General features: G+C 48.0%; 10 protein-coding genes. 8 read left to right on the forward strand and 2 right to left on the reverse strand.

Annotation, left to right across the window (positions count from 1 at the left end):
* Positions 1-25: 25 nt before the first annotated feature.
* Positions 26-763: a TraX family protein gene (locus tag LDN30_RS14345; RefSeq protein WP_223928247.1), complete on the forward strand. Its 738-nt coding sequence runs from the start codon at positions 26-28 to the stop codon at positions 761-763.
* A 427-nt stretch (positions 764-1,190) separates the two neighbouring features.
* Here the strand turns inward: LDN30_RS14345 and LDN30_RS14350 are convergent, their stop codons facing one another.
* Together LDN30_RS14350 and LDN30_RS14355 are read right to left on the reverse strand one after the other, a co-directional pair.
* Positions 1,191-1,367, reverse strand: a complete 177-nt coding sequence (locus tag LDN30_RS14350; RefSeq protein WP_223928248.1) for a ribonuclease P — start codon at positions 1,365-1,367, stop codon at positions 1,191-1,193.
* A gap of 61 nt (positions 1,368-1,428) precedes the next feature.
* The gene (locus LDN30_RS14355; protein WP_223928249.1) at positions 1,429-2,016 is read right to left on the reverse strand and encodes a hypothetical protein; all 588 of its coding nucleotides are present in this window, start codon (positions 2,014-2,016) and stop codon (positions 1,429-1,431) included.
* 1,136 nt (positions 2,017-3,152) lie between these two features.
* On the opposite strand from LDN30_RS14355, the gene LDN30_RS16440 reads away from it, so the two are divergent.
* From LDN30_RS16440 to LDN30_RS14385, 7 genes are all read left to right on the forward strand, one after another.
* Positions 3,153-3,284 carry a hypothetical protein gene (locus LDN30_RS16440; RefSeq protein WP_262902404.1) on the forward strand — a complete coding sequence of 44 codons (132 nt, stop codon included), beginning with the start codon at positions 3,153-3,155 and terminating at the stop codon, positions 3,282-3,284.
* A gap of 142 nt (positions 3,285-3,426) precedes the next feature.
* The gene (locus LDN30_RS14360; protein WP_241427238.1) at positions 3,427-4,959 is read left to right on the forward strand and encodes a DUF3575 domain-containing protein; all 1,533 of its coding nucleotides are present in this window, start codon (positions 3,427-3,429) and stop codon (positions 4,957-4,959) included.
* A 55-nt stretch (positions 4,960-5,014) separates the two neighbouring features.
* The gene (locus LDN30_RS14365) at positions 5,015-7,147 is read left to right on the forward strand and encodes a hypothetical protein (RefSeq protein ID WP_223930034.1); all 2,133 of its coding nucleotides are present in this window, start codon (positions 5,015-5,017) and stop codon (positions 7,145-7,147) included.
* Between the two features lie 74 nt (positions 7,148-7,221).
* Positions 7,222-8,277, forward strand: coding sequence for a FimB/Mfa2 family fimbrial subunit (locus LDN30_RS14370; protein ID WP_223928253.1), 1,056 nt, complete (start codon positions 7,222-7,224; stop codon positions 8,275-8,277).
* Between the two features lie 42 nt (positions 8,278-8,319).
* Complete coding sequence (locus LDN30_RS14375) at positions 8,320-9,999, forward strand: hypothetical protein (RefSeq protein ID WP_223928254.1); 1,680 nt, start codon at positions 8,320-8,322, stop codon at positions 9,997-9,999.
* A 3-nt stretch (positions 10,000-10,002) separates the two neighbouring features.
* Complete coding sequence (locus LDN30_RS14380; RefSeq protein ID WP_223928255.1) at positions 10,003-11,175, forward strand: hypothetical protein; 1,173 nt, start codon at positions 10,003-10,005, stop codon at positions 11,173-11,175.
* Positions 11,176-11,196: 21 nt separating this feature from the next.
* Positions 11,197-12,267 carry a hypothetical protein gene (locus LDN30_RS14385; RefSeq protein WP_223928256.1) on the forward strand — a complete coding sequence of 357 codons (1,071 nt, stop codon included), beginning with the start codon at positions 11,197-11,199 and terminating at the stop codon, positions 12,265-12,267.
* Positions 12,268-12,286: the final 19 nt, after the last annotated feature.

Here is a 12,286-nt window from a genome sequence, read left to right on the forward strand (position 1 = left end):
GAACTGGATAATAATCGTAAACATTATGATTAGAGTAATGACGGAAAAAGGACTGAGCGGCAACGCACTGAAGGTCATCGCCATCGTCGCCATGACGATCGACCACCTGGCATGGGTGGGCATCGAGACCTACGAGCAGGCAGAGACGCCGACGCAGATATTCCTGCACTGCATCGGACGGCTGACGGCCCCGATGATGATATTCTTCGTGGCCGAGGGCTATCACCACACGCACGACTTCCGCCGCTACCTACGCCGTCTGCTCATGCTGGCCGTGGTGAGCCACTTCGCCTTCTGCTATTTCAACATGTCAGGCTTCAACCCGCTCGGCAACCTGCTCTTCAATGCCACGAGCATCGCCTGGCCGCTGCTCTGGGGGCTGATACTGCTGAAAGTATGGGACATGGAGCGACTTGCCCGATGGCAGAAGGTCGGTGTTACGTTGGTGGCCTGCCTGCTCACCTGCACCTCCGACTGGAGTTGTGCCGCCCCGCTGGCCATACTCATGATAGGCCGGAACCGGGGCTGCTTCCACAAGCAGATGCTCTGGATGATGGCCATCATCTCGCTCTACGCCGTCGCCTTCTTCATATTCCACAGTCCCACCTACGGCATGGTCCACCTGGCCTGCTGGCTGGCAGTACCGCTGCTGGCGATGTACAACGGCCAGCGAGGACGGCTGAAGTGGCTCGGCAAGTTCTTCTACTATTACTATCCCGCCCACATGGCGGTAATAGGCCTGCTGGCCCGTTGCTTCCAATAACCGTGAGGTCGGCAACTTCCCTTGTTCAACGAGTTTATAGACATACTGACGGGTACAGCCTAAAAGTAAACTCTCGACTCCCTTTGTCAACTTTAACCACGCTATAACTATCCTCAAAATAACGAAAGTATGTGGTAGATTTGTACGCCAAGCCAGATATTAGAACTAATGATTTGATGGTGATTGATATCATCACGGAATCATCAAATTCCAAAAATAAGCTTATAAGGGTAACTTGAACAGCTTCTTTGGTAGAAAAGCTGGCTTAAATTAGTCACTTTTATGATGATTTGATGGTGATTGAAATCATCATCGAATCATCATTTGCAGAATTGCTCTCCAAACCACACGTGGAACTACAACAGTTTTTGCCGTCCAAAAGAAAGAGAGCCCAAATGTCAAATGCGACAGATGGACTTCCCTAAAACTATACAATAAAAACTTCATCCTTATAAACAGGGACTTCTTTGCCGTTGGTCAACTGAACAAGCCATTCAGTGCCGTAGTCATCAACGATGATGCCGTTGCTATGACCTTTCCATGGGAATAGGAGTTTACAAAATGCTCCTATCATATCGGAATTATTATCTTCATCTGTGTACATAATGGTTTGGAGGTTGTGCGATGGTATGCCATCGGTTTTGAGCCATACCACCGCAGGTTAGTTATTCAAATGTAAATTGACGGATGTAGAAGTAGGTATCATCATCGTCATACTCATACTCGTTGATGAAATTCATCATTTCCTCATCGGTTCGCTCACCTTGCTTGATGTTCATCTTCTCACACCATTCATTGATAGCATCTTTAAGGGTGGTATAGATGTCATCACAAGCATCCTCGAATGGTTCTCCGCTTGAACTGACTGCTACCTCTTCAGGGAAGAAGTCACACTCATCATGCACATAATAGACCTCACAGCCACATTCACAGACTCTGTATGAGATAGAGAGTTCATCCCATAGCAGATGGTTAATCTCCTCGAATAACTCATTGCAAGCATCCCATGCCGTTTCAGTTTCAAAGGATAGTAGATAGTAGTCATTGGCTGGGTCTTCCTCATACTCTGCCCAATAGATGTGACCACGAACACTGATTTGCTTTGTTTCGTAGTCAATGCCATTATGCTCTGCCAACTGGTAAAGCCAAATGTTCTTACTGTTCACCTCCATCTTTTGGAGTGTGCTCCACAGGTCATTCACTGCCTTGCGTGTGCCTGTCACCTTGTAGGTGGTTGTTGCTTGATTTGCCATAATCTTGAAGTTTTTATTTCCCTACTGTAGATTTCTCTACTTTCGGGAGTGATTAGAAATTATGTTGCTTCACAAGGTGTTGTGACCATCTGCACAAGGTTATGGCTCCAAATACAACCCGAATGGTGTGGAGATTTTGAGTCATACCATTGGTTTACCTTGGGTAGATACGGGAACAACAGTTACCTTTGCAACCTAATTTCATCGTCTCACGAAAGCAGAAACGGCAGATATTAAGAGAGCTTTTTTTTCAGTTAAAAGGAAAGTGGAATGAGAAGGGGAGAGAATAAATCGGTTCATCTTCAGTAAAAAGAAAAATGTGTTTTTGAGGAAACATTAAGTCGTTTCATTCTGCAAAGTTTAGGTTTACGTTTACCCATGTATATATACATGAACCTCTAAACTTAAAGACTAAACCTACAATCATCTGCTTCAAGTTTACTATACCTTATTATATATATAAGCATATCTAAACTTAAACTTAAACCAGCAAAGATGGAATGCAACTATTTCTTTTTTTTATTGAAAGTATGAAATAGATATGCAGCTTTAGTCTTATTTTTGTTAAAATCAAACTCATTCTGCACGAAAAATGAGAAAAATGAGTCTGAATTCAAGATTATTTTGTATTTTTGCAAACAGAATGTGGTGTTTGTTCATGAAGTTCAATCTTCTGGACTTACGAAGCATTTACAGTTAACGATTGTAAGACAGCAGTCAAGCAATCTAGTGTAAAACAAAATAAAGATAAAATCAAGAAATGAGAATGAATCTGCCATTGAGCCATTTTTTTCTGAAAAATGAGGCAAAATGAGCAGAATGAGTCTAAAAAGAGGTGCCAGTACTTTACACTAACTCTGTAAGTAGCTGATACTCAGTATCGTCTAGCCGCCGCCCAGGCCGCCGTTGAGGAGTAATCATCACTCTGATATAAGTAAAAGGGACCTGTCCGCTTGGGCAGGTCCCTTTTTTAGTCTTTAGAAGAAGGCTTCTGACGATTTATCAATTAAAACGTCGCAAAAAAGAGGCCTGGCGCACCACGGGCAAGCTGATTGCCGAGGGACTGTCATTCAAACTTCGACCTGGTTATCTCAAATTACCATACCTTCCTCACAGCCGTCATGTATCCTAAGGATTTGGACATCCCGATACCTGACATCAATGTCCTCAACGAACGTATCAACAGTCCAGAGTATCAGGTGCAGGCAAGGATAATCATAGCCTGGAATTTGCTGATTTTAGCCATGAGAATCAACCAAAAGTACTAAAGAATGTTAATTTTTGTTGTTTTTTTTATTAAAATTATTCTCTGTGTGAGTTTTATTTGTAAATTTGTCGAAAGAATTTGTTAAAATGATAAGAATAAAAAAAAGGACGTATAGCACATTTAAAATTATTATTTTAACAGCATTGTGCTGTTGTGCCTTAACTGATGTTTATGCACAGGTCGTTACGGTCAGCAACAACCTGTTGTACGATGGCGTGCTCACCCCTAATCTGCGTGTCGGACTCCGTGTGGCACCACATTGGTCGGTAGGCATGACGGCAGGCTACCGTCCCTGGCCTACGGACGATGTCTCGACCCGCAAGCTCCGCCATCTGCTGCTCTCGCCATCTGTCCGCTACTGGACAGACTCCGTCAACGTGCATCATTTCTTTGGAGCCAACATCATTTACAGTCACTACAACGTAGGTGGCATCAAATTCCCCTTTGGTCTCTACAAGTCCGTCAGGAACGAACGTAGGCAGGGCGACCTCGTGGCGCTCGGTATCTTCTATGGTTATTCGTGGCCGCTGGGCCGCTTCTTCAACCTCGAAGCCATGATCGGTGCAGCCATAGGCTACACCAGCTATGACCGTTTCGAATGTGTACACTGCGGTCAGATGCTGGGGCACGAAAAGAAACTATTCGGTATGCCGCAGGCAGCGCTGAATATCGTGATTAACATCCCAGGACGTCCGGCCAAGTTGCGGGAAGCCGAAGAGCCCGTTGTCGTTGTACCTCCTCCCACCACAGCCACCGAGGAAGCACAGCCCGAGCCCTTCGAACCCGTCGTGCGTCTCGTACCGGACTTCACAGGTCGTGCGGGACAGCTACAGAAGGACAATCCGGTACTTGCACATATCTCGCAGTACAAACCCTACGACCGCACCCGCATCATGCGGCGCGACAAGGATGCCCTCTACGTACACTTCCCCTTGGCGAAGTCGGTGCTGCACACGGATTTCCGCGAGAACGAAAGCGTTCTGGAGCGCATCGTTGACATCACCCGCCAGATTATGGCCGACACCACCAGCAGCGTGAAGGTCATCCAAATCATCGGTCTCGCCTCCATCGAAGGTCCCATTGCCGGCAACGAGAAGCTGGCCACCAATCGTGCCCTCGCCCTGCAGCACTATGTGCAGGAGCAGTTGCAGATTCCCGACTCCCTCTTCGACACCGTCGGCGGCGGCGAGGCTTGGGCTGACTTCCGCGACCAGCTCGCAGAGTGCGTCACCACGGAGCCGCAGCATAGCGAAGAACTGCAGCAGGCTCTCGACATCATCGACAGCGAGAGCGATGCCAACATCCGCGAGCAGAAGCTGCGTCGCATGAATGGAGGCCGCACCTGGAAATATATCAAGGAACACATCCTCAGCGACCAGCGTAACTCCGGTTACGTCCGCATCTTCTACGACTACGTGCCCGACAAGGCCGCCAAGGTCATCAACGAGGCCAGCGAGCTGCTCACCACTGACTGCATTGACTGCCATCGCGAGGCACTCCGCCTGTTACAGACCGTCCGCAACGACGAGCGTGCCCAGAACGCCTTAGGTGTTGCCCTGTGGCTCTGCGGTCAGCAGGACGAAGCCCTCGAGTGCTTCCGCCGTGCTGCTGCCAATGGCAACAGCGATGCCCAGGAGAACCTCCGTCGTTTGGAGGCCATGACGACAACAAAATAACAACATATATAGCGAGAAAATATCATAAACTAGTATTAACCAACATTTTAAAAATATGAAAAGGTATTTCAATTATGCCTTCTTGGGTGCGATAGCACTGTTAGGCGCAACGATGTTCACAGGCTGCAGCGGAAGTGATGACGCAGTAGCTGAGAACAATCCGAATTATGATGCTACAACTGGACTTGTAAAGTCACAGTTTGTACTGAACATTGCAAGTAACGCCAAGCCAACTCGTTCTGGTGGTACTACCGTACAGGCTGGTGGCGAAAACTTCCGCGGTATTGACAACACCCTGCTGTTTGCATACAAGACCGGAAAGAACAGCGGCAATCGCTTTGTTGATGCCACTTTAGCAGGTGGAGCTGCAGCCAATCGTTATGATTTAGGAAGGGTGGCTGCTGCAGATTTCCTTGACAATAACGGAAGCAACTCTCACCGTATCCTTGAGCTAGCTATGCCTACAGGTACAGATGCTATGCTGTTCTACGGCAAGGCTATCAAATCTAATTCAGATAAAGATGAAGAGGTAGGCAAGGTAACCTATTCCGTATCTGGTTCAACAGCAACAGATTTCCACTTTGATCTCAACACACGTGTAGGAGAAAATACTACGAAATTCGAACATACAGCTCAGATACTGGCTGCCATCATGACCAAGATTATCAATGTCAGCGGCTCCTATACTGTTGTTAAAGCGGATTATCCATCTTGGACAGGTAACGATGGAGATGTATTAACTTCCACCTGGAAAGAAATGAACCCAGGAGCTAAACCTGGAGGTCAAGACCGTACGCTTTCGCCATTGGAGGAAATTCTCTATAAAGCTTTCACAACCCTTACATCTTATGGTGATCACGAACTGCGCGGTGGTTCTGCAATGGCTATTCTAACCACAGTGAAAGATTTGTATTCTGTAACCATTAAAGTAGCAAATGCAACACCTACCTCTCCATACGAAGAGTTGGCAAAACATCTTGCACAGAACATCAATACTCAAATAAACAGTTACTTTACTTCTTCAGGAACTGAGGCTGTTACTGGTTTTAATGGTGTTGATGTTATCAAAACAGCAATGGGTACAAGTTGGAATACCGAATGGAATGATGTTGTTACTACAGAACTTAGCAACTTCCCTGTTACTACTTTTACCTTGCCAGAGGGTGCTGCACAGCTTGAATATACTTCTTCCACAAACACATTTTCTCATAAGCACCCAGGAGTCAGTCTGCTTGACAAATCAACATCAACAAACCCAGATGCTTATACGTTCCCTGCAGAGTTGATGTATTACTGCAACAGCGGTGTGCGCACTTCGAATACGGAGAAGACTGACGCTAAATTTCCTAACGGCGTAACCAACTGGGATACAGAGGATCAGTGGACAACGAATGGTTGGGAATCCGGTAGCAATGTGGTGACATCCGCTACACGTGCAACAGCTATGACGAAAAATGTGAACTACGGTGTTGCTATGCTGAAGAGTACTGTACAAATCAAGGAAGGTATTACTGCACTTGAGGACAACAGAAAAGCACTTAATCCAGGTGAAGAAAACAAGACAATCGCCTCTTCAAATATTAACTTCACATGGACCGGCGTTATTGTTGGCGGTCAGCCTGTAAGAGTTGACTGGCAGTTCTTGCCGCTTTCAGCATCCACTTTCGACAAATTGGTTTACGATAACCAAGTAGCAGGTGACGCAGCAGGAACTGCTGTTCCAAAAACAGCAGGCTCTGCATCTGCCCCGAACTATACCATCTTGTTTGACAACTATAATAGCGGAGCTGCACAGAACAAAGTGCGCGTAGCACTTCAGTTTGTCAACAACGGTGACGATTTCTGGGGACGTGACAACCTGATTCGTAAAGGCCAGACATTCTACCTCGTAGCAGAGCTTGATCCAACAGGCAAGGAAATACCTGCAGCAAATTGGGATACACATTATCAGGTTCCACCATTAGATGGTGAAGGTAATTCTACAAAGACCACTCGTATCTTTGTTCAGGACTACATGACCACAGTAAACTTCAAGTTGACAGCAGACGCGACCAACCATACATCGAGCCTGCAGGACGCTTACGTCACTATTCCTGATCTGCGTTCAAGCCAGTTGTCATTCGGCTTGTCTGTTGACCTCGATTGGAGAGCAGGTCTGACATTCGACGCAGACCTTGGTGGTAACTAATCTCCTTCCGTTTAGCACAACGTATTTGGCAGACATCTTGCCAATACACAAAACTTGAAGTAATCACTCTAAAAATGAAGTTCAGAAGATACTCTTTCATCAATGTGGGACTCCTGCTGTCAGCCTTCTGGCTGGCGGCAGGATGCTCCACGATTGACGATGACCTGTCAGACTGCGGCAACACCTTCGAGATGGACTATGAGTTGCGATTAGTGACGAATATGACCACCGAGCTGAAAACACAGTTGACCACGATGACCGAACTCAGCGTGGCCAATGCCCTGACGACACATCTGAAGGATATCTTCACCGACTTCGCCCACGACGTGGACCTGTCGTTCTACGACACCGAAGGCAATCTGGGACGCCTGCAGCACGACCAGCACATCATGGATGCCAACCAACAGAGCTATACAATCAATTTGCCCAAGCGGCAATATAAGCATCTGGCGGTAGCCAACGTGCTGAACAATAGCGTGGTCAGTCTGCTGCAGGATGACTTCTGTCGTACGTCGCAGCTGGGACAGACCACCCGCGACACCATCGACTCGCACACCACAGGACTGTTCACTGCCCGTCTGCCCATGAATGTGCTGGAAGGCGTAGACCAGCAGTTCAAGGTCAACCTCTATATGGTCAACTGTGCCGCAGCCCTGGTGATTGACCCGCGCAAGCAGGACGTCAGCAACATCCGTGTCTACTCCACAGGCTTCGCCTCGCAGTTCAACATCAACGACAGCACCTACACCTTCGCAGCACCTTCGCCCATCGTGCGAACCGCAGAGCTGCTCGATGTCAACAGCGGCATGCGGTGCTATTGCTCGGTGAACTTCCCCTCGCGCGAACCTTATTATAATGGGGTAGGGTCGCGCAGTGTCATTGAGACCGAAGATCCCTTCATAGCCCAGCCAGGACAGGAGACGCTCTGGCAGTTCGAAGTCTACGTCTGGAAGGACGGCAAGATTACGAAGACGGTGCTCAGCATCAACAAGCCCTTGCGTGCCGGTCAGCTGACCATCATCAAGGGTTGGATTACTGGTGAAGGTGCCGTGCAGACGAGCGACCAGACGGTAGGCGTCAGCGTGACGCTCGACTGGAACGAAGGGGGTATATACAATCCCGAACTATAAACATTATAATATACTATGTAAGGTACGCGCGTGCAGACAACTATGAGACATATCGTATACTATCTGTTGTTGGGCATGATGATTACATCATGTTCAATGATAGATGATGATATGCCTGAGCAGTTCAATGAGACGACGTCTTCAGTATCCAAGCAGGTAGACCTGCTGGTCAGCATCGGTAGTGGGGCACTCAAGCCCAGTTTGGCACCGGCCCTTACCCATAGGGCTCCCACGTTCTCAGCGATGGATCAGTTGGTAGCCATTCCTTTCCATACCAATGGTGCTAAGGTAACAGCAAACGACGAACCGCTGATAGATCTCGTAGGTTTAGACGAAGACGACATGACAAAGGAGTACGATGCAGAGAAATACAACACCTACTACGTCGATCGCTGCAACCTGATGACAGGTACAGACCGTATGCTGGTCTATGGAAAGGCAAAGCCCGCACATAGCGACCTGTCATACGACCCTAAAGTCCACGGTCAGCTGAGCGCACTGCCTACCATTCGCAAGAAAACTGCAGATATCCAGTTTAGCTTGACCTCTATCCGTAATACATCGGAAGCACACCCTGATGCCCAGGCATTGGCTACTTATATGACCAATATAGCCAACACGAACGGCTGGAGCACGACAGACGACCCAACGCTGAAGAGCTACTATCTGGACTTTATCCGTATCGGTTCGGAAGGTGCCGGACTCATGAGTGGTGCTGCAGCCAATATCAAGGCATTCGTGGCAGCACTTAGAGCCCTGCTGACAGGCAGCGATGCCCTTAGTACAGCTATCAAGAAGAATATTGATGCCAACAGCTCCATTGCCAGCAATACCTACCCACAATCCCTCGGACTGCCTGACGGAGCCGCTGCTATCCGTTGGACGGGTAGCCAGTTTGAAGTCAAGACAACAACGACTCAACTTGACAATATCAACGGTATCAACCGCTACACCTATCCTGCAGAACTGATGTTCTTTGCAGATAGCCCCATACGCACCTCAGCAGAAGAGGTGACGAAGACTGTTTACCAGGAGAACACCGAGACTTGGGATGCCTTCCTGGATACATACTACAACGGCTCTACTGCTGTCAATACGAATACCAAGGCAGTAGCCGTAGAGAATCCCATCCAATATGGTGTTGCTAAGCTGAATCTTACACTGACAGGCATGAGTCCAACGCTGAGCGATGCCAAAAACGAAGTGGTACTTGATGCAGATATGGCACACCTACCTCTTACAGGCGTCATCATTGGCGGACAGCATACCGTAGGCTTCAATATGAAGCCACAGGGCGCACAGACCGATGTCGATGGGCGTTTCATCTACGAGACAACTGTGGATGCTACGAATTTGGCAACTGAAGGCTACAAGACCAGCACGTTGGTGTTGCAGTCGTACGACAACGAGAAAGTCCCCGTCATTCTGGAGTTCAAAAACAATACCGGACATGCGTTTACAGGCAAGGACGGCACCGTCTATCCCGAAACCCGCTTCTACCTCATCGGCATGATAGATCCTGCCGACAAGAAAGAGGAGGGCAAGGACTATACCAACCGTGTGTTCACACAAGACTATACCACCACCATGTCGATGAGCGTCACCTCGCTCGCCAAGGCATATACCTGCATGCCAGACCTGCTGGCTCCACGCTTGGAAGTAGGCGTTCAGGTGGTGACGAAATGGATTCAGGCAACGACCACGAACGTGGAATTAAGATAAGAAATGATGAAGAATAGACATATATTATATTGGTTTTTATGCAGCATCCTGACCGTGCTGTTCTCAGCTTGCTCTTCCAGTGGTGCGGATGAAGGAGTGACGCACCAGCAGGCGCAACTGGCCATCTATGTCTATGCTCCAGAGCAGGCGTCAGCCAAAAAGCATGCCGCACCCACCCGTGGCGACGTGGGCGAGGTGGATCCTATTGACAACACCATCAACGAGGGCACCATCAAGAGCATGCAGTTATGGGTTTACGAGTCAGAGACCGGAAATTATGTGGGTTATTTCAGAACTGATGATGTAGCAGCATTGAACGAAGGACAGGGTACGACCTACCAGATTCCCGTCACTGATGCGTTCGCTGCTGCCAAGCCCGATGTCAACGTCTACGTGATGGCCAACGTGACCAGCGCCAACTGTGGCGTAGGGACATTGAATAAGGAGACCACCCGTGCAGCTCTGCTGGAGGGTGCCAAGATTACTGGCGGACTTAGCGGACATTTCGGTTTGGAGCAGAACACAAGAACTGTACCCGATGACGGTCTGCCGTTTGCAGGTAAACTGACCACACAACCTGTGGCAGGTGATGCGCCAACCCTCCGCGTGGGCTCACTGAGCCAAGTAGCTACTGTTCAACTGACCCGTGCGGTGTCAAAGCTGCGCTTCGTCTTTTCCAAGACTGCAGGGGAGCCAGCGGTAAATATCAAAAGCATCAAGATAAATGAACAAATGATACCTGAGGTGGAGTATCTCTTCCAGACACCGGTATCTATGAGCTATAACACTGCAGAGGCTGAACTGCTGTCAACGGCTATTGACGATATCGCTGAGACAACTGATCCTACCCAATTTATCTATGAAAATCAGACTGCTCAGGCATACGAAAACCTGATTAATGAGGCTGCAAGCAAAGCGACGCCTGAGGTCACTGTAGAAGGTCCCATCTATTTGCGCGAGAGCGATAAGCAGCTGACAGGCACTATCACTTACACCATTGGTGGTGGAGCGGAACAGACCGTCGACTTCGCCATGCAGCAAGCTGGCGACTTCAGTCGCAACCATACCTGGATAGTCTATGCCTACTATGCCGGCAGTGGCAATTTGCAGGTGCAGTCGCTCTATGTGAAAGACTGGTCAACGAAAGATATCTATCACGACCTCTATAATTGGTAAAGTTCAGTAAAGGAGTAAAAAATGAGTATAAAGAACAAATACATTGGCATCCTATTGATAGCCACCACCATGCTGCTAAGCGCCTGTTCCTCGGACAATCCCGAAGCACAGACGGTTACAACGGTCAATGAACCCGTAGGCAAGGAGGTGCAACTGATGTCGTATGCTTCTCCCTTTACTGATCAAGAACTGTCTCATCGCGCCGCACCAGCAGGTTTCACTGCCTATACCCCAGATAAGAACACAAACATGGGTATCTATATGCTATTATCGGAAAACTGGGCTTCCCCAAAATTGGAAAGAATTACATACTACACCAGCACCGGCAAATGGAATGCATACTTTGAAGTGGAAAAAAATAAAACATTTACTGTATATGGTTATATGCCCAAAACGGGAGAGATGAGTAGCACGTTGGAAAAAACTGATGCCGGTGCTGCCACACTGACCATTAGCAATATGAAACCCGTCACCACAGATGATATTTGCATCATTACGGGTGTCGAGGATACGGACTCAGGATTGAAGGAAGGGCAGTTCAGCTGGTCAACCCCTATGGAAGAAGTCGAGACTTACAAAATCAGTCTGCTGATGGATCACCTCTATGCTGCTGCGCAGTTCCGCCTGAAAATAGATGCAGAATATGCAAAACTGCGTACCATCAAACTGAAGAAAATGGAACTGAGCACTAATAAGGAAAGCGTCAATGCTGCTATTGAGCTGACACACAACGATACAGGCGCCAGTCCTATCTCCAGCATAACGTACACACTGTCAGGTAGTAGCAGTACTTCTGATATTTATAAAAACGATGAAGGTACAGCTCTTCCGACTACAACGGCGATTCCCTTGTCTGTCAATGCCTACTTTGCTCCGGGACTTTCAAGTAACCTGACACTGGTCAGCACCTATGATGTATATGACAGCAAGGACAACCTGATACGTCAAAACTGCACGGCAACCAACAAATTACCGAATCTGGAAGCCATTAGAGGACAACGGGTACTGTTGAATATGACCGTCAACCCAACGTACCTCTATGTGTTGTCTGACCCAGACTTGGACAACCCGACGATAACTATCGGAAATTGAACATTGAACATTGAACGTT

The sequence above is a fragment of the Prevotella lacticifex genome, assembly GCF_019973375.1.
In the GTDB taxonomy this organism is placed as follows: Bacteria; Bacteroidota; Bacteroidia; order Bacteroidales; family Bacteroidaceae; genus Prevotella; species Prevotella lacticifex.

Bases quoted from the DNA above. Each gene is read 5' to 3' on its own strand.
- LDN30_RS14385 (WP_223928256.1), top strand. From the start codon at position 11,197: ATGAGTATAAAGAACAAATACATTGGCATCCTATTGATAGCCACCACC.
- LDN30_RS14370 (WP_223928253.1), top strand. From the start codon at position 7,222: ATGAAGTTCAGAAGATACTCTTTCATCAATGTGGGACTCCTGCTGTCA.
- LDN30_RS14365 (WP_223930034.1), top strand. From the start codon at position 5,015: ATGAAAAGGTATTTCAATTATGCCTTCTTGGGTGCGATAGCACTGTTA.
- LDN30_RS14350 (WP_223928248.1), bottom strand. From the start codon at position 1,367: ATGTACACAGATGAAGATAATAATTCCGATATGATAGGAGCATTTTGT.
- LDN30_RS14375 (WP_223928254.1), top strand. From the start codon at position 8,320: ATGAGACATATCGTATACTATCTGTTGTTGGGCATGATGATTACATCA.
- LDN30_RS14345 (WP_223928247.1), top strand. From the start codon at position 26: ATGATTAGAGTAATGACGGAAAAAGGACTGAGCGGCAACGCACTGAAG.
- LDN30_RS14380 (WP_223928255.1), top strand. From the start codon at position 10,003: ATGATGAAGAATAGACATATATTATATTGGTTTTTATGCAGCATCCTG.
- LDN30_RS14355 (WP_223928249.1), bottom strand. From the start codon at position 2,016: ATGGCAAATCAAGCAACAACCACCTACAAGGTGACAGGCACACGCAAG.